Source organism: Micromonospora echinaurantiaca (assembly GCF_900090235.1).
Taxonomy (GTDB): Bacteria; Actinomycetota; Actinomycetes; order Mycobacteriales; family Micromonosporaceae; genus Micromonospora; species Micromonospora echinaurantiaca.
In genome coordinates this window covers 6,812,723-6,829,844 of record NZ_LT607750.1, presented here as the reverse complement: position 1 = coordinate 6,829,844, position 17,122 = coordinate 6,812,723, and the positions used below count along the sequence as shown (strand labels likewise).

The following is a 17,122-nucleotide window of genomic DNA, read 5'->3' as shown; positions in this document are numbered from 1 at the left end:
TGGAACACTCTAGACCCGGTGGGACACCGTCCCACCGATGACATTCTCCTGCTCGCCGAGCCTAGGCCGCTGGCACCACGGCGCACAGCCGGGCGTACGCGAGGGTGTTTCGCATTGACCGTCGGACAGTTAGCGTGCACACGTGGCCACCGAAAGCGACAAACTGCGCGAGCGCCTCGATCGGGCGACCGCCCACCTCGATCCCCCGTACGCCGTGGTCGACCTGACCGCGTACGACGCGAACGCGACCGCCCTGGTCGACCGCGCGGCCGGCAAGCCGCTCCGGGTCGCCAGCAAGTCGGTCCGCAGCCGTGACCTGCTCAGCCGGACGCTCGCCCGGCCCGGCTGGCGCGGCGTGATGGCGTTCACCCTGCCCGAGGCGATCTGGCTGGTCCGCCAGGGGGTGAGCGACGACGTGCTGGTCGCCTACCCGACCGCCGACCGGGGCCCGCTCGCCGAGCTGGCCGGCGACCCGGCGCTCGCCGCCGCGATCACCCTGATGGTGGACGGCACCGAACAGCTCGACCTGGTCGACGACGTGCGGGCTCCGGCCCGCCGAGCCGAGCTGCGGCTCTGCCTCGACCTGGACGCCTCGTGGCGGCCGGTGCGCGGGGTGCACGTCGGGGTGCGCCGGTCGCCGGTGCACAGCGCCCGGGCCGCCGGCGCGCTCGCCGCCACCGTCGCCGGCCGCGCCGGCTTCCGGCTGGTCGGGCTGATGGCCTACGAGGCACAGATCGCCGGCCTGGGCGACGCGCCGCCCGGGCAGGCGGTGCTCGGCGCCGCGATCCGGCTGGCCCAGCGCGGCTCGTACCGCGAGTTGCTGGCCCGCCGGGGCGCGGCGGTGGCCGCGGTACGCGAACACGCCGAGCTGGAGTTCGTCAACGGCGGCGGCACCGGCAGCGTGGCGGCGACCAGCGCCGATCCCGCGGTCACCGAGGTCACCGCGGGATCGGGCCTGTACGGGCCGACGCTGTTCGACGCCTACCGGGCGTGGCGGCCCACCCCGGCGGCGTTCTTCGCCTGCGCGGTGGTCCGCCGGCCGGCGCCGGGGCTGGCCACCGTGCTCGGCGGCGGTTGGATCGCCTCCGGTCCGGCCGCGCCCAGCCGCCTTCCCCGGCCGTGGCTGCCGGCCGGGCTGAAGCTGATCGGCACCGAGGGCACCGGCGAGGTGCAGACCCCGCTGGCCGGCACCGCGGCCGCCACCCTGCGGGTGGGCGACCGGGTGTGGTTCCGGCACGCCAAGGCGGGCGAGCTCTGCGAGCACGTCAACGAGCTGCACCTGGTGGAGGGGGACGAGGTCGTGGCGACCGTGCCCACCTACCGGGGCGAGGGCCACGCGTTCCTCTGAGTCACCGGCCCCGCACACCGCGGGGCCGGTTCGCACCCACTCCCCGCATCCGGGGTCGTTCCGCACCGTCACCCGGTCGCACCCCGGGCGTTCCGCCTGTCGCACCTCGCCCGGCGCACCCCGGGCCGATCGTTCTGTCGCACCGCGCCCGGTCGCACCCCGGGCCGATCAGTTCTGTCGCACCGCGCCCGGTCGCACCCCGGGCCGTCCGCCGCCGCCCACGCACCCGGGCCGGCGGCGCCGGGTCAGCTGGACCGCGCGGCGTCCACCGGGCTCTCGACCTGCTGGTGCAGGTACTCCCGGATGAGCGCCTTCGCCTCGGCCAGCACCCGCTCGTCGCCCTCGGGCCGCCGACGGAACGCCAGCTTGATCAGCGCGTCGGCCACCTCCACCGCGATCTCCAGATGGAAGCGCAGCTCGGGCACGTCGGTGAGCCCGAACCGTTCGGTGAGCACGCGGGCCAGCTGGTCCGCGATCACCCCGTTGTTGTCCCGCTGCTCATCGAGCAGGTGCAGGTCGACCACGTCGCCGAAGTGCAGGGTACGGAAACCGGGAACGGTACGGTGCATCGTGATGTACTCGTCGATCCCCGCGTCGACGCCGTCCCACCAGTGGGTCAGGTCGTCGGAGGCGAACCGCTCGTCGAGCCGCTGGAGGTAGGACTCCATCGTGCGCAGGGTCAGCGCCTGCACGATCGCCCGCTTGTCCGGAAAGAACTGGTAGACCGACCCGATCGCCACCTCGGCACGCTCGGCGAGCAGAGTCGTGGTCAGCCCCTCGTACCCCACCTCGTCGACGAGCTCGGCGCAGGCGTCCAGCATCCGCTGGACCCGCGCGACACTTCGACCCTGCACCGGTACGCGGCGCAGCGGCCCGGTCGTGGCGGCTGGTGTGGACACTCGGCGCCACCCCCCTTCGACGGATGAACATATCTGCACGTCACATGTCAGTGACTACCGGTACAACGAGCGGACCTCGATTGCGGTATTTACCAGGTACAACGTTCCTGATATGAAGTCAGTTCATATTCATGTCGAGGAGCGCGAATGGCCGCCACCGCACCGCTCGCCGCCGCCTGGACCAACTGGGCCGGCAACCAGCGCAGCACCGCCACCACCATCCTGCGCCCCACCTCGGTGACCGACGTGGCCGAGGCCGTCCGGACCGCCGCGGCGAACCGCCAGCGGATCCGAGCGGTCGGCAGCGGGCACTCGTTCACCGCCGTCGCGGTCACCGACGGTCACCGGATGGAGTTGGACGCGCTGGACACCGGTGTCCGGGTGGACGCCGAGCGCCGGCTGGTCACCGTACCGGCCGGGATGACGCTGCGCACCCTCAACGGCCTGCTCGCCGCGCACGGGCTGGCCCTGCCCAACCTCGGCGACATCGACGCGCAGACGGTCGCCGGCGCGATCTCCACCGGCACCCACGGCACCGGGGCCGGCTACGGCTGCCTCTCCACCTTCGTCGAGGCGCTCACCCTGGTCACCGGCACCGGCGAGGTGCTGCGCTGCTCCGCCGACGAGCACCCGGACGTGTTCGCCGCCGCCCGGGTCTCGCTCGGCGCGCTCGGCGTACTGGTCGAGGTCACCCTGCGCTGCGTGGACGCCTTCGTGCTGCACGCGCACGAGCGGCCGGCCCCGCTGGCCGCGGTCCTCGGCGAGCTGCCCGAGCTGATCGAGGCGCACGACCACGTGGAGTTCTACTGGTTCCCGTACACCGACCGGGTGCAGGTCAAGACCAACGACCGGGTGCCCGTCGACGACCGGCCGCTGCCCCGCTGGCGCGGCTGGCTGGACGACGAGTTCCTGTCCAACACCGTCTTCGCCGGCGCCTGCCGGCTCGGCCGCGCCGTGCCGGCGCTCGCCCCGAGGATCAGCGCGGTCTCCGCCCGGGCGCTCACCGAGCGCCGCTACACCGGCCGCTCCGACCGGGTCTTCTGCACCCCGCGCCGGGTCCGCTTCGTCGAGATGGAGTACGCGGTGCCGCGCGCCGCGCTGCCCGAGGCGCTGGACGCGCTGCGCCGGATCGTGGGCGGGCTGCCCTTCAAGGTGCTCTTCCCGGTCGAGATCCGGTTCACCGCCGCCGACGACATCTGGCTGTCGCACGGCTACGGCCGCGACTCGGCGTACCTGGCCGTGCACCAGTACGTGGGCATGCCCTACGAGCCGTACTTCCGGGCGTTCGAGCAGGTCGCCGCCGGCCTGGGCGGACGCCCGCACTGGGGCAAGCTGCACTACCGCGACGCCGCCTCGCTGGCGCCCGCCTACCCCCGCTGGGCCGACTTCCAGGCCATCCGGGCCCGCCTGGACCCGAACCGCCTCTTCACCAACCCCCACCTCACCCACATCCTCGGCTGAGCAGCCCGCCGCGATCTCGGTACGGACGCGTCCTGAAGGGGCGTTCCCGTACCAAGATCCCGGCGGTCGGCTAGTCGGTGGGGGTGGTGGCCTTCTTGGGGGCGGCCTTCTTCGCCGTGGTGGTCTTGGCGGTGGTGGTCTTCTTCGCCGTGGTCTTGGCGGCGGCGGCGGTCTTCTTGGTCGCCGTGGCCTTCTTGGCGGGGGCCTTCTTCGCGGCCGCCTTCTTGCGCGGGGCGGGGCCCTTGGCGCGCTTCTCGGCGAGCATCTCGGAGGCCTCCTCCAGGCTCAGCGCCTCCGGAGTCTGGCCGCGACGCAGCGACGCGTTCGTCTCGCCGTCGGTGACGTACGGGCCGAACCGGCCATCCTTGATCACCAGCGGCTTCTCGGTCAGCGGGTCGGCGCCCATCTCCCGCAGCGGCGGCGCGGCGGCCCGGCGCTGGCGGGTCTTCGGGGCGGCCAGCAGGGCCAGCGCCTCGTCCAGCGTGACGGTGAACATCTTGTCCTCGGAGTCCAGCGAACGGAACTCCTCGCCGCGCTTGACGTACGGGCCGTAGCGGCCGTTGTTGGCGAAGACCTCGTTGCCCTCCGGGTCCACCCCGACGAGCCGGGGCAGGCTGAGCAGCTTGAGCGCCTCGTCGAAGGTGAGCGAATCCGGCGACTGCGAGCGCAGCAGGGAGGACTTCCGCTCGCCGCTGGCCACGTACGGGCCGAACCGGCCGGACTTGAGCAGGATCGGCTCCCCGGTGGCCGGGTCGTCGCCGAGCTTGCGCTCACCTCCGCCGCCGAGGAACAGCTCGTGCACCTTCTCCGGGGTCAGCTCGTCCGGCGCCAGGCCCTCGGGGATCGGGGCCCGGTCGCCCTGGGTGCCGCCCTCTTCGCCCTCGGCGACCGGCGCGGGCGCCTCGCCCGGCACCGCCCGCTGCAGGTACGGCCCGTAGCGCCCGACCCGGACCACGACCTCGCGACCCTCGTCGTCGGTGAACAGCGGGATCGAGTTGACGCTGCGCGCGTCGATCTCGCTGAGGTTCTCGGTGACCAGCTTCTTCAGCCCACCGGAGCGGGCGATGTCCTGGTCGCCGGCGCCGTTGGCGCTGCCGAAGTAGAAAGCGGTGAGGAAGTCGACCGCCGCGTGGTCACCGCCGGCGATCTCGTCCAGCTCGTTCTCCATGCTGGCGGTGAAGTCGTAGTCGACCAGCCGCGGGTAGTGCCGCTCGAGCAGCCCGATCACGGCGAACGCCAGGAAGGACGGGATCATCGCCTGGCCGCGCTTGAAGACGTAGCCGCGGTCCTGGATGGTCTGCATGATCGACGCGTACGTGGAGGGGCGGCCGATGCCCAGCTCTTCGAGGGCCTTGACCAGCGACGCCTCGGTGTAGCGCGACGGCGGCTGGGTGTGGTGACCCTGCGCGGCCAGCTCCTCGGCGGTCAGCGGCTGGTCCTTGACCAGGGTGGGCAGCCGCCGCTCGGCATCCTCGGCCTCGGCGTTCTCGTCGTCGCTGGACTCGACGTACGCCCGCAGGAAGCCGGGGTCGGTGATGGTCTTGCCGGTGGCGCCGAAGTCGGCCTCCTCGCTGGCCGAGGAGACGGCGCGGATCCGCACCGAGACGCTGGAACCCACCGCGTCGGTCATCTGCGAGGCGATGGTGCGCCGCCAGATCAGCTCGTAGAGCTTGAACTCCTCGGCGGACAGCTCCTTGGCCACCTCGCCCGGGGTGCGGAAGTTGTCCCCCGCCGGGCGGATCGCCTCGTGCGCCTCCTGCGCGTTCTTCACCTTGCCGGTGTAGCGGCGCGGCTCCGGCGGCACGCTCCGCTCGCCGTACAGCTCGACGATCTGCCGGCGGGCCGCCGCGATGGCGGTCTCCGACAGGTTCACCGAGTCGGTACGCATGTAGGTGATGTAGCCGTTCTCGTAGAGCCGCTGCGCGGTGCGCATCGTCTGCTGGGACGAGAACCGCAGCTTGCGGGCCGCCTCCTGCTGGAGGGTCGAGGTGATGAACGGCGCGTACGGGCGGCGGCGGTAGGGCTTCTCCTCGACCCGGGTGACGGTGAACGGCCGGCCTTCCAGCCGGGCCGCGAGACCCCGGGCACCTCCTTCGTCGAGGTGGACCACCCCGGCACCGGGCTTCACCCGGCCGGTCGTGGGCTCGAAGTCCTTGCCGGTGGCGATCCGGTCGCCGTTCAGCGCGACCAGGGTGGCGTTGAAGCTGCGCGGGCCCTCGCCGGCGTTGCCGACCGCCAGCGTGGCCAGGATGTCCCAGTACTCGGCGGTGCGGAAGGCCATCCGCTGCCGCTCCCGCTCGACCACGATCCGGGTCGCCACCGACTGCACCCGGCCCGCCGAGAGCTTCGGCATGACCTTCTTCCACAGCACCGGGGAGACCTCGTAGCCGTAGAGGCGGTCGAGGATGCGCCGCGCCTCCTGGGCGTCGACCAGGTCACGGTCGATCTCACGGGGGTTGGCCACCGCGGCCTGGATGGCCGGCTTGGTGATCTCGTGGAAGACCATCCGCTTGACCGGCACCTTGGGTTTGAGCGTCTCCACCAGGTGCCAGGCGATCGCCTCGCCCTCGCGGTCCTCGTCCGTCGCCAGGAAGATCTCGTCGACCTCCTTGGCCAGCTTCACCAGCTTGCTGATCTGCTGCTTGCGGTCGGCGGAGACCACGTAGAGGGCGTGGAAGCCGTTGTCGACGTCCACCCCGAGCCGGGCCCACGGCTCGCCCTTGTACTTGGCCGGCACGTCGGCGGCGTTGCGCGGGAGGTCCCGGACGTGGCCGAAGCTGGCCTCCACGACGTACCCCGGGCCGAGGTAGCCCGAGATCGTCTTGGCCTTCGCCGGTGACTCGACGATGACCAGACGGGTGGTTCCAGCGTTGCTCGGCACGTTTCTCTCCGACCTCACTCCTGCTCACTGCCGCCCGCGTCCCGTTCGGGCCGGCTTCGACCCGCCGATGCCCGGCGGTCCGGATGTCCAACGTAACGCGCCGTCCGCGTTTCGGGTTTCGCGGGCGGCAAACCACCCCGGCGGGGCGGTCGCCGCCGCCGTGACGCGGCCGGGGTTGCCAGACGGCGCCACCGTACACCGTGGGTAGGCCCGGGAGCGGGACACTGTGACGATGGCGGACCCTCGGCCGAGGCGCCACCCGGCCGTTTTCCGGCCCAAACCACCCCGCCCCACCCCCACTGTCGCCGACCGGACAGCCCACCGCCACCCGGGGCGGTCCCGCCCGGGTGCCGGCCCGGCGGCGACCCGCGCGGAGCGCAGGGCCGGGCGGGCCCGGCGCTGACCGGCCGGACAGCCGGGCGGCGCGAGCCCGGCGGCGCCGGGCCGGGCGGGTCCGGCGGGTCAGGGCCGGGCGGGCCAGGCGGTGGGCGGCGCGGCCGGCGGGCGGTCGCCGACCAGTTCGGCCAACCGGGCCAGCCGGCGACGGCCGGTGATCCGGTACGCCGGGCCGTCCGCGTCCGGTTCCAGCGGTTCCCCGGCCAGCCCGGCAGCGGCCAGCGCCGCGCCGACCGCCGCCCGGCACTCGGCGTCGGCCGCGCCGAGCCGGAGCAGGAACCCGGCCGGCTCGGCCACCCCCGCCGCGGCCAGCCAGAGCCGCAGCCGCCGCCCGTTGAGATGGAAACCGGCGGGCGGCCGCTTCACCGGCCCGCGCAGCCACGCCGCCGCCAGCGGCTTCAAGGTCCGGGTGTACGAGGTGCGTACCGCGTGCCGCTCGTCCTCGGTCGCCTCCCAGCTGGCGGGGAGGCCGCGCAGCGCCAGTTCGGCGACCAGGACGTGCACCCGCCAAGCGGCGTCCACCACCACCGACAGCCGGGCGGTGCCACCCATCACCGCCACCTCCCCAGGCCCGGCGAGCAGACCGGCGAGATCGGCGACCGACGGGTCCGCCGCCTCCGCGCCGAAGAAGACCAGTTGCCGGCGGGCTTCGTCCCGGCCACCCTCAGCAGCGGCCGGACCGGACGGATCGGATGGATCGGACAGGTCGGTCGGATCAAGCGGGCCGGCCTCGGCGGTCGGCTCGCTCCGGTCGGCCGTCGCGGTCGACCCGGCGCTGCCGGACCGGCCGCCCCGCCGCCGGCCACCACCGGTAGCCGGCCGGCCGGGCCGACCCTGCGCGGGCGGAGCCGGCTCGGGCACCGGGAACAGCGCCGGGGGCGGCTGCCCGTCCGGCGGCTCACCGGTTCCGGTCAGCGACACTCCGGCACCTCGGCGAAGGCGCGTTTCAACTCCTCGGAGTTGAGCCGGCTGGTGTCCAGCGCGCTCGCGTCGTACTCCTTGTTCAGGGTGTCCACCGCGGCGCGGACGCCGTCGTAGAAGGGGCCGGCCTGGCCGGTGCTCAGCCCGTCGATGGTGTCCCGGGCCTTGCCGTACGCGTCGCGCATCTTCGCCAGCGAGGTGCGGAACCCCGCGGACACCTCGGCGCCGTGCTCGGCCTCCGGGATGCCGGCCTGCTCGACCTTGCGCCGGGCCGTCTCGCTGGCCTGCTCGGCGCCGCCGAAGAGCCGCACCAGGTTCTCCTTGGCCTGCGCCGGCGTGGTCTGCGCGGTCATCTGCTGGTCGGTGCTGCTGGTCAGCTTGCTGATCTCGGCCCGCCAGGGGGTCAGCGCCGAGCAGACCGACGCCGCCCAGGCCCGCGGGCTGGGTCCGCCGCCGCAGCCGGCGACGGTGAGTACGAGCGTGGCCACGACCACCGTGAGCTTTCCGGCGGCTGTCGCCCGGCACGTACGCATGCGTTGCAGCGTACGACCTCTGTCGAGTGGTGGCACCGGTCAGGCGCGGCGCCCCGATGCTGCTCCGGCGGGCCCGGACAGACCGGTCCCCGGCCGGCGGGTTGCCGACCGGGGACCGGGTGGGAGGTACGGATCAGGCGTTGACCGGCTCCGGTCGCTGATCCGGGCTGCCCGCGCCGGCGTCGGTGTCCGAGTCGGACATCGCCACGCCCTTGCGCTTGCTGAACACCACGGCCGCCACGATGATCAGCGCGGCCACCACGGCGATGGCCACCCGCAGGCCGGTGTTCCGGTCGTCGCCGACGCTCCAGGCCACCACGGCCGGGGCGATCAGCAGCGAGACCAGGTTCATCACCTTGATCAGCGGGTTGATGGCCGGGCCGGCGGTGTCCTTGAACGGGTCACCGACGGTGTCGCCGATGACGGTCGCGGCGTGCGACTCGGAGCCCTTGCCCCCGTACGCGCCGTCCTCGACCAGCTTCTTGGCGTTGTCCCAGGCGCCACCGGAGTTGGCCAGGAACACCGCCATCAGCGTGCCGGCCCCGATCGCGCCGGCCAGGTAGGACGCCAGGGCGCCCGGCCCGAGGCCGAAGCCGACAGCGATCGGCGCCAGGATGGCGAGCAGGCCCGGGGTCATCAGCTCGCGCTGCGCGTCCCGGGTGCAGATGTCGACGACCTTGCCGTACTCCGGGCGCTGGGTGCGGTCCATGATGCCGGGCAGCTCACGGAACTGCCGGCGGACCTCCATCACCACGGCGCCGGCCGAGCGGGACACCGCGTTGATGGCCAGGCCGGAGAAGAGGAAGACCACGGCCGCACCGATGATCAGGCCGACCAGGTTGCGCGGGTTGGCCACGTTCAGCGAGTTGAGGATCTCGCCGCCCACGTCGCCCACCCCGGCGTCCGCGTACGCGGTGCGCAGGGTGTCGGTGTACGAGCCGAACAGCGCGGTCGCGGCGAGCACTGCGGTGGCGATCGCGATGCCCTTGGTGATCGCCTTGGTGGTGTTGCCGACGGCGTCCAGCTCGGTGAGGGTTTGCGCGCCGTGCTCGTCGATGTCGCCGGACATCTCGGCCACGCCCTGGGCGTTGTCGGAGATCGGCCCGAAGGTGTCCATCGCGACGATCACGCCGACCGTGGTGAGCAGGCCGGTGCCGGCCAGCGCCACCGCGAACAGCGAGAGCGTGATCGAGCTGCCGCCGAGCAGGAAGGCCCCGAAGACGCCGGCGCCGATCAGCAGCGCCGAGTAGACCGCCGACTCCAGGCCGACGCTGATGCCGGCCAGGATGACGGTGGCCGCGCCGGTCTGCGAGCTCTTGCCGATGTCCTGCACCGGGCGCCGGTTGGTCTCGGTGAAGTAGCCGGTCAGCGCCTGGATCGCGGCGGCGAGCACGATGCCGATCACCACGGCGCCGATGGCCACCAGCCGCGGGTTGCCGTCGATCGGGCTGCCGTCGGAGTTGGTGAGGCCGCGCTCGAGACCGTCGAAGGTCGCCGGCAGGTACGCGAACGCGGCGATCGCCACCAGCACCGCCGAGATCACCGCGGAGAGGTAGAACGCCCGGTTGATCGCGGTCAGGCCGTTCCGGTCGGAGGTGCGCAGCCGGGTGATGAAGACCCCGATGATCGCCACCAGCACACCGATGGTGGAGATGATCAGCGGGAAGACCAGGCCCTCGTTCCCGAACGCGGCCCGGCCGAGGATCAGCGCGGCGACCAGCGTGACCGCGTACGACTCGAACAGGTCGGCGGCCATGCCGGCGCAGTCACCGACGTTGTCGCCGACGTTGTCGGCGATGGTGGCGGCGTTGCGCGGGTCGTCCTCGGGGATGCCCTGCTCGACCTTGCCGACCAGGTCGGCGCCGACGTCGGCGGCCTTGGTGAAGATGCCGCCGCCGACCCGCATGAACATGGCCAGCAGCGCGGCGCCGAAGCCGAAGCCCTCCAGCACGGTCGGCGCGTCGCCCCGGAAGATCAGCACGACCAGCGCGGCGCCGAAGAGGCCGAGGCCGACGGTGAGGAAGCCGACCACGCCACCGGTCCGGAAGGCGATCTTCATGGCCGCCTCCCGGCCGCCCTGTCGCTCCCGCGCGGCGGCGGCCACCCGCAGGTTGGCCCGGGTGGCCAGCCACATGCCGGCGCCGCCGATGAACGCGCTGAACAGGGCGCCCACCACGAAGAAGAGCGAGCGGCCGATCTTCACCGCGGTCTCGCTGCCGTCGGTGTCGTGCACCGGCAGCAGGAAGAGCAGCACCACGGCGATGACCACGAAGATGGCCAGGGTGCGGAACTGCCGGAGCAGGTAGGCCGAGGCGCCCTCCTGGACGGCCCCGGAGATCTCCTGCATGTTGGTGGTGCCCTTACCGGCCGCCAGCACCGCCTTCGTCAGCGCGGCGGCGAAGGCGAGCGCCACCAGCGCGATCACCGCGGCGATGACGACGTATGTGACATTGGCTCCGGTGAGGGAGATCCCGCCGCTTTCGGCGGCGGCCAAGGTATCGGACATCTGTGTCCTCCTGTACCGACACTCGCGCCGGCCGGTGGAGACGCACCGACCGGCGCCTGGATGCGGATTCGCAAGCGCGCGCCAACCCACCCCGGCGGACCAGCGATGAACACCCGTTCCCGCTGGCTGCGGGATGGATCACTTGCTGACAACCCGCGTACTGTAGCCCTCTGCCGTGTCGGAGGTCACACCGAGGGGGCACCCTCCCTCGATGATCTTCGTCGCTGTGTTATGAACCGAAATCTGATATAGGAGCGGATCCATGCCAGACAGGCCGCGCCCCGAGCTGGGGACGCGGCCTGAAGTGGCGAACGAGCAGGTCAGCGGCCGACGGGCCAGACCATCCGGACCTCGGTGCCGATGCCCTCGTCGACCGGGCGTACCTGGAGATCCTCGACGAAACCGGCGAGCAGCGCGAAGCCGACACCGGTGGTGAGCGCCTCGTCGGTGAGCGACTCGTCGGCCAGTTCGTCCGGCGGCAGCGCGGCCAGCCCGATGCCGGCCTCGATCGGAGCGCGGTCGATCACCCGGACGGCGTACTGCCCGGCGTCGGACATCTCCACCAGCACCGGGTCGGCCAGCCCGTACTGGCGGTGCAGGGCGACCGCCCGGGTGCACGCCTCGCCGATCGCCAGGCGCACCTCGTCGAGCAGGTCCTCGCGCACCCCGGCCCGCCGGGCGACCGCGACGCCGACCAGGCGGGCGGTGCGGACGTGCACCGGAGCCGGCGAGAACGAGAGCCGGACCGTGGCCATCACGCGCCGGCGCCGGTCGGTCCCGCGGCCACCGCGGCGTCGACCGTGGGGTGCAGCGGAAAGACCTGGTCGAGCGCGGTGATCCGGAAGATCTTGAGCAGCGGCTCCTTGTCGCAGACCAGCGCGAACGAACCGCCGGCCGAGCGCAGCCGCTTGAGCGCGCCGACCAGCACGCCCAGCCCGGTGGAGTCGAGGAAGTCCACCCGACCGAGGTCCACCACCACGTGGCGGGCCCCGCCGCCGATCAGTTCGAGGAGCCGCTCGCGCAGCCGGGGGGCGGTGTAGACGTCCACCTCACCGCCGACCTCGAGCACCGTGTGCTCCCCCACGGTGCGGGTCGCCAGCGACAGCTCCATCGGTCCTCCTCGCAAGAGCCGTAAACTCTCCTGGGCATCTAACCACTACCGCCGGTGCGGCCCGACGGCTCACCGGCGAAGCCTCCCCCATACCCAGCCCGCCGGCTTTTCATTTCCGAACACCAGTGCGAGAGTGCAGGTCGTGACCACCGACAGCTTCAGCTCGGCTCGTCTGACGCCGCGCGACGACCTGAAGCCGTCGACCGACAGCTCCGGCTCGGCTCGGCTGACGCCGCGCGACGACCTGAAGCCGTCAGGTCTGGTGTCGAGTGGTGGCCTGGGGCTGTCGTCTGCCGCCACCGTGTCCGCTGGGGTTGGGCGAGCGCCGGTTGAGCTGCTGGGGCGGCTACGCGGCCGGCACCCAACCGACCCGGTCACCCACGTCGAGCGGGTGCCGGCCCGGGCCGGCGTGCCCGCGCCCTGGCCGGAGTGGGTCCCGGCGGAGCTGCGCGCGGCGTTCGCCCGCCGCGGCGTGGTCGCGCCGTGGCGGCACCAGGCCGAGGCGGCCACCCTGGCGTACGACGGGCAGCACGTGGTGGTGGCCACCGGCACCGCGTCCGGCAAGTCGATGGCGTACCAGCTGCCCGCGCTCTCGGCGCTGCTCGCCGACCCTCGGGCCACCGTGCTCTACCTGGCGCCGACCAAGGCGCTCGCCGCCGACCAGCTGCGCGCCGTCGCCGAGTTGGAGCTGGAGGGGGTACGCCCGGCCTGCTACGACGGGGACACCCCGCGCGCCGAGCGGGAGTGGATCAGGCGGCACTCCCGGTTCGTGCTGACCAACCCGGACATGCTGCACCACGGCATCCTGCCGGGGCACGCCCAGTGGTCCGGGTTCCTGCGCCGGCTGGCGTACGTGGTGGTCGACGAGTGCCACACCTACCGGGGCGTGTTCGGCTCGCACGTCGCGCACGTGCTGCGTCGGCTGCGCAGATTGAGCGGAGCTACGGGCCGCGCCTCCTCCCCTGCGCTCGCGGGCTCCCGCAACACGCCGGTCTTCGTGCTGGCCTCGGCGACGTCGGGCGACCCGGCGACGGCGGCCGGGCGGCTCACCGGCCTGCCGGTGGCCGCCGTCACCGAGGACACCTCGCCGCGCGGCGGGGTGACCTTCGCGCTCTGGGAGCCGCCGCTGCTGCCCTCGGCCGACACCTCGTCCGATGCGGTGGACCTCGCGCCGGTGCGCCGGTCGGCGCTGCGGGAGACCGCGGACCTGCTCGCCGACACGGTCGCCGAGGGGGTACGCACGCTCGCCTTCGTCCGGTCCCGCCGGGGCGCCGAGGTGGTGGCGGCCAACGCGCGTCGCGCGCTGGACGAGGCGGTGCCGGGGCTCGGCGACCGGGTGGCCGCCTACCGGGCCGGCTACCTGCGCGAGGAGCGGCGGGAACTGGAGCGGGCGTTGCTGCACGGCGAGCTGCTCGGGTTGGCCTCGACCAACGCGCTGGAGTTGGGCGTCGACCTGATCGGCCTGGACGCGGTGCTGATCTGTGGTTACCCGGGCACCCGGGCCTCGCTGTGGCAGCAGGCCGGGCGGGCGGGGCGCTCCGGGCAGGAGGCGCTCGCCGTGCTGGTGGCCCGGGACGACCCGCTGGACACCTACCTGGTGCACCATCCGGAGGCGCTGTTCGGGGCGCCGGTGGAGGCCACCGTGCTCGACCCGGCCAACCCGTACGTGCTCGGGCCGCAACTGGCCTGCGCGGCCGTCGAGGCGCCGCTGACCCCGGCCGACCTGGCGCTCTTCGGCGACGGGGCGAAGGAGGCGGTGGACGCGCTGGTCGAGGCGGGCGCGCTGCGGCAGCGCCCGACCGGCTGGTACTGGCGGCACCGGGAGCGGCCCGAGGTGGACCTGCGCGGCGAGGGCGGCGCCCCGGTCTGCGTGGTGGAGTCGGCGACCGGGCGGCTGCTCGGCACCGTCGACGGCGGCTCATCGCACTTCCTGCTTCACCCCGGCGCGGTCTACCTGCACCAGGGCGTCTCGTACGTGGTGGACGAGCTGGACCTGGCCGACGGGTGCGCGCTGGTGCACCCGGAGGAGCCGGACTGGTCCACCCACGCCCGCGACGTCACCTCGCTGTCGGTGGTGGGCGTCCGCTCCTATGTCGACGCCGGGCCGGTGGGGCTCTTCCTCGGCGAGGTGGACGTGACCAGCCAGGTGGTCTCCTACCAGCGGCGCCGGATCGCCACCGGCGAGGTGATCGACACCCGGCCGCTGGACCTGCCGGCCCGGGAACTGCGCACCGTGGCGGTCTGGTTCACCCTGTCGCCGGAGTCGCTGGCCGGGGCGGGGGTGGAGCCGGCCGACGTGCCGGGGGCGCTGCACGCCGCCGAGCACGCCGCGATCGGGCTGCTGCCGCTGATGGCGACCTGCGACCGGTGGGACATCGGCGGGCTCTCCACGGCGGTGCACCCGGACACCGAGGCGCCGACCGTCTTCGTCTACGACGGCCACCCGGGCGGGGCGGGTTTCGCCGAGCGCGCGTACGGCACGGCGGCGGCCTGGCTGCGGGCCACCCGGGACGCGATCGCGGAGTGCGGCTGCGAGGCGGGCTGCCCGTCCTGCGTGCAGTCGCCGAAGTGCGGCAACGGCAACAATCCGCTGTCCAAGCCGGACGCGATCCGGGTGCTCGACGTGGTGCTGGCCAACCTGCCGTCCTGAGTCGTGTGCATGAACCCGGCCCTTGTGGGGCAATGACGTGGGAGCGCTTCCATTGACGGTTCTGCTCGTTCCGTCGTTTGCCGTCCCGCCGTCGCCCGTCCGTTGGAGGAGGAGTCGTGGCCGACACCATCGCCGAGACCGTCGACCTGCTCTACACCGTCGACCAGGAGAACCTCACCCCCGACCAGCAGATAGCGCTCGGCGCCGCGCTCGCCGCGCTGGCCCAGGCGGAGCGGCTGGAGCAGATCAACGAGCGGCTGCGCGGCATCCACCAGGTGCTCAACGGTTGGGCGTTGCGCGCCACGGTGGACGGCGGGCGTTGACACCTGACCCCGACTCCCGTGGCGGTCGCGGCGGTTCCGGGCGGCGGGGGCGACGCGGTTGTGCGAGACTCCGGCCGATTATCGGTGAGGAGACATGATGCAGCCCGACAACCTGCAGGCTCAGCAGCAGTTCCACATCCGCCAACGGGTGCGGATGATGGTCAACCAGTACGAGGTGCACGCCGTCGCGCCGGACGGCTCCGAGGGCGGGCTGCTGGCGTTCGCCCAGCAGAAGCGGCTCGCCTTCAAGGAGCAGGTGACCATCTACACGGACGACTCGAAGCAGCAGCCGCTGCTCGGGTTCAAGGCCCGCCAGCGCCTCGACCTCGGTGCCACGTACGACGTGACGGACGCCGCCGGCAACCCGATCGGCACGTTCCGCAAGGACTTCGCCCAGTCACTGCTCCGCTCCACCTGGCACGTGGAACAGCACGGACTGCCGCAGGTCACCGGCCAGGAGCGCAGCCTGCCGGTGGCGCTGCTGCGGCGCTTCGTCGACTCGCTGTCCTGGCTGCCGTACCACTTCGACTTCACCGCGAACGGCCAGCCCGTCTTCACGGTGGTCAAGAAGTGGGGCCTGCGCGACCGGTACGTGGTCGAGATCCAGCACCCGCAGATCGACCGGCGGCTGGTCATCGCGATGGCCGTCGCGCTCGACGCTCTCCAGGCCCGCTGACGCCCCGGCGCCCGGGGCGCGGAGAGCCGCCGGCGACGCGCCTCCAGGGCGCGGGTAACCGCCGGCGCCCCGCCCCGGGCCCGGTAACCGCCAACGCCCGGCGCCCGGGGAGCGGGTGACCGCTGACGGCCCGGCGCCCGGGCCGCAGATAGCCGCTGACGCCCGACACGCGGGGCGCGGGTAACCGCTGGCCCCGCCCCGGGCTCCGCCTGGCGTGGGTTGCCCACGGGCCCTGGCGAGCCACCCGGCACGCCCGACCGGTCCGACCCGCAGGTCAGCCCCGTACCGGGCCGGCTCGTGCGCTGACCCTGGCGACGCGGGTCAGGCCCGGTAGCGGCGCGACAGTCACCTGCGCTGTCACTAGGACGTCCAGTCCGTCGAGCCGGCAACCGACCAGCCGTCCGCCGTTGGCGGCGGCGATCTCGGCCGCCCGTCCGCAGGCAACCTCAGCACCGTCGAGTGCCCGGCCGGCTCCGCCGAGCGCGGCGAAGTCGGCCGCCACCCGCGCCTGCTGCCGCGCCGCCCGGGCGCTGGCCACCGCCGCGCCGAACAGACCGACCATCATGAACACCAGCCCGACGGCGAGCAGACAGATCGTTGCCCCGCCCCGCTCCCCGGCCCGACCGGCGGGCCGACCGGCAGGCCGACGTCGCAGCCGAACCCACTCGGCAGGCCGACGCCGGAGTCGAACCCGTTCGGCGGGTCGACGCCGGAGCCGAACCCGGCGACTGCCGGGTGCACACCCGCCGGTCGCCAGCAGAGCTGATCCCGGCTGGCGGGTGCCAGCTGCGTCGCCCGCACGATCAGGCCGCCCAGCCAGAGCGCCGGAACTTGCCGGTGGGCGAGGGTTGTCGGCGGCGATCACGGCTGCGGACCCGGCGCGCCCGGTTCGACGGCGGCGACCGCCGTGCCGACCACGGTGATCCTGGGCAGCCGGGCGCCGAGGGCCCGGACAGGGGCCCGGACCGTGGCGCGGACCCGATCGCCGTCGATCGCCACCGACACCTCGGCACCCGGCGGAGCGGAGTGGCGCCCGGCGGCCGTTCCGTCCTCGCCCCGGGAGGCGGCCAGCGCCGCCTCCCGGGCCGCGTCCAGGCAACTCGCCTTCGTGCTGACCGCGTTGACAGCGGTCAGCCCGGCGAGCAGGAGCAGGACCAGCGCCGGCAGGCCGGCCGCCAGTTCGGCGGTGAAGGACCCCCGGTCGTGGCCGGCCGGCCGGCGCCGGGTCACTTCAGCGCCCGGTCGATGACGGCGGTCAGCGCCGACTGCACGTTGCCCGAGGTCAGCACCTTCAACAGGATGCCGGCGAAGGCGACCGCGGCGAGCGTGCCGACGGCGTACTCGGCGGTGTTCATTCCGGCGTCCCCGCGCAGGCGGGCGAAGAGTTTGCGCACGTGCTGGTCCTTTCTCTAGGGAT

General features: G+C 73.4%; 15 protein-coding genes. 5 read left to right on the top strand and 10 right to left on the bottom strand.

Translation table 11 applies throughout. The features are described from left to right. Positions 1–142 precede the first annotated feature (142 nt). Positions 143–1,348, top strand: coding sequence for an amino acid deaminase/aldolase (locus GA0070609_RS31030; RefSeq protein WP_088997070.1), 1,206 nt, complete (start codon positions 143–145; stop codon positions 1,346–1,348). A 245-nt stretch (positions 1,349–1,593) separates the two neighbouring features. Here GA0070609_RS31030 and GA0070609_RS31025 read toward each other — a convergent pair whose 3' ends face one another. Next, positions 1,594–2,169, bottom strand: a complete 576-nt coding sequence (locus GA0070609_RS31025) for a TetR family transcriptional regulator (protein ID WP_088997069.1) — start codon at positions 2,167–2,169, stop codon at positions 1,594–1,596. A gap of 225 nt (positions 2,170–2,394) precedes the next feature. On the opposite strand from GA0070609_RS31025, the gene GA0070609_RS31020 reads away from it, so the two are divergent. Then, a complete protein-coding gene (locus tag GA0070609_RS31020) occupies positions 2,395–3,708 on the top strand; it encodes a D-arabinono-1,4-lactone oxidase (protein WP_088997068.1) in 1,314 nt (437 codons plus the stop codon). A 70-nt stretch (positions 3,709–3,778) separates the two neighbouring features. On the opposite strand, the gene topA is transcribed toward GA0070609_RS31020, so the two are convergent. The 6 genes from topA to GA0070609_RS30990 all read right to left on the bottom strand — a co-directional run bounded on the left by topA (position 3,779) and on the right by GA0070609_RS30990 (position 12,056). Then, positions 3,779–6,589: a type I DNA topoisomerase gene (topA, locus tag GA0070609_RS31015; protein ID WP_088997067.1), complete on the bottom strand. Its 2,811-nt coding sequence runs from the start codon at positions 6,587–6,589 to the stop codon at positions 3,779–3,781. A gap of 462 nt (positions 6,590–7,051) precedes the next feature. Further along, positions 7,052–7,906 (bottom strand): hypothetical protein, encoded by an 855-nt coding sequence (locus GA0070609_RS31010; RefSeq protein ID WP_172899437.1) that lies wholly within the window; start codon positions 7,904–7,906, stop codon positions 7,052–7,054. After that, on the bottom strand, positions 7,897–8,439 hold the full coding sequence (locus GA0070609_RS31005) for a hypothetical protein (protein WP_088997066.1): 543 nt from the start codon (positions 8,437–8,439) through the stop codon (positions 7,897–7,899). Before GA0070609_RS31005 ends, GA0070609_RS31010 begins: the two co-directional genes overlap by 10 nt. Before the next feature lie 133 nt (positions 8,440–8,572). Then, positions 8,573–10,945 (bottom strand): sodium-translocating pyrophosphatase, encoded by a 2,373-nt coding sequence (locus GA0070609_RS31000; protein WP_088997065.1) that lies wholly within the window; start codon positions 10,943–10,945, stop codon positions 8,573–8,575. Positions 10,946–11,265: 320 nt separating this feature from the next. Further along, positions 11,266–11,703 carry an ATP-binding protein gene (locus GA0070609_RS30995; protein ID WP_088997064.1) on the bottom strand — a complete coding sequence of 146 codons (438 nt, stop codon included), beginning with the start codon at positions 11,701–11,703 and terminating at the stop codon, positions 11,266–11,268. After that, positions 11,700–12,056: an STAS domain-containing protein gene (locus GA0070609_RS30990; protein WP_088997063.1), complete on the bottom strand. Its 357-nt coding sequence runs from the start codon at positions 12,054–12,056 to the stop codon at positions 11,700–11,702. The genes GA0070609_RS30995 and GA0070609_RS30990 overlap by 4 nt, the downstream gene beginning before the upstream one ends. 301 nt (positions 12,057–12,357) lie before the next feature. On the opposite strand from GA0070609_RS30990, the gene GA0070609_RS30985 reads away from it, so the two are divergent. The 3 genes from GA0070609_RS30985 (at position 12,358) to GA0070609_RS30975 (ending at position 15,705) form a co-directional block, all read left to right on the top strand. Then, positions 12,358–14,706, top strand: coding sequence for a DEAD/DEAH box helicase (locus GA0070609_RS30985; RefSeq protein WP_231928468.1), 2,349 nt, complete (start codon positions 12,358–12,360; stop codon positions 14,704–14,706). Positions 14,707–14,822: 116 nt separating this feature from the next. Next, positions 14,823–15,029 (top strand): hypothetical protein, encoded by a 207-nt coding sequence (locus GA0070609_RS30980; RefSeq protein WP_088997062.1) that lies wholly within the window; start codon positions 14,823–14,825, stop codon positions 15,027–15,029. A gap of 97 nt (positions 15,030–15,126) precedes the next feature. Continuing rightward, positions 15,127–15,705, top strand: a complete 579-nt coding sequence (locus tag GA0070609_RS30975; protein WP_088998071.1) for an LURP-one-related/scramblase family protein — start codon at positions 15,127–15,129, stop codon at positions 15,703–15,705. A gap of 274 nt (positions 15,706–15,979) precedes the next feature. Here the strand turns inward: GA0070609_RS30975 and GA0070609_RS30970 are convergent, their stop codons facing one another. From GA0070609_RS30970 to GA0070609_RS30960, 3 genes are all read right to left on the bottom strand, one after another. After that, positions 15,980–16,360: an Rv3654c family TadE-like protein gene (locus tag GA0070609_RS30970; RefSeq protein ID WP_088998070.1), complete on the bottom strand. Its 381-nt coding sequence runs from the start codon at positions 16,358–16,360 to the stop codon at positions 15,980–15,982. A 206-nt stretch (positions 16,361–16,566) separates the two neighbouring features. Further along, positions 16,567–16,935 (bottom strand): TadE family type IV pilus minor pilin, encoded by a 369-nt coding sequence (locus tag GA0070609_RS30965; RefSeq protein WP_088997061.1) that lies wholly within the window; start codon positions 16,933–16,935, stop codon positions 16,567–16,569. Beyond that, positions 16,932–17,099: a DUF4244 domain-containing protein gene (locus tag GA0070609_RS30960; protein WP_088997060.1), complete on the bottom strand. Its 168-nt coding sequence runs from the start codon at positions 17,097–17,099 to the stop codon at positions 16,932–16,934. Before GA0070609_RS30960 ends, GA0070609_RS30965 begins: the two co-directional genes overlap by 4 nt. Positions 17,100–17,122 lie beyond the last annotated feature (23 nt).

Bases quoted from the DNA above. Each gene is read 5' to 3' on its own strand.
- GA0070609_RS30975 (WP_088998071.1), top strand. From the start codon at position 15,127: ATGCAGCCCGACAACCTGCAGGCTCAGCAGCAGTTCCACATCCGCCAA.
- GA0070609_RS31000 (WP_088997065.1), bottom strand. From the start codon at position 10,945: ATGTCCGATACCTTGGCCGCCGCCGAAAGCGGCGGGATCTCCCTCACC.
- GA0070609_RS30990 (WP_088997063.1), bottom strand. From the start codon at position 12,056: ATGGAGCTGTCGCTGGCGACCCGCACCGTGGGGGAGCACACGGTGCTC.
- GA0070609_RS31005 (WP_088997066.1), bottom strand. From the start codon at position 8,439: ATGCGTACGTGCCGGGCGACAGCCGCCGGAAAGCTCACGGTGGTCGTG.
- GA0070609_RS31025 (WP_088997069.1), bottom strand. From the start codon at position 2,169: ATGCTGGACGCCTGCGCCGAGCTCGTCGACGAGGTGGGGTACGAGGGG.
- GA0070609_RS31020 (WP_088997068.1), top strand. From the start codon at position 2,395: ATGGCCGCCACCGCACCGCTCGCCGCCGCCTGGACCAACTGGGCCGGC.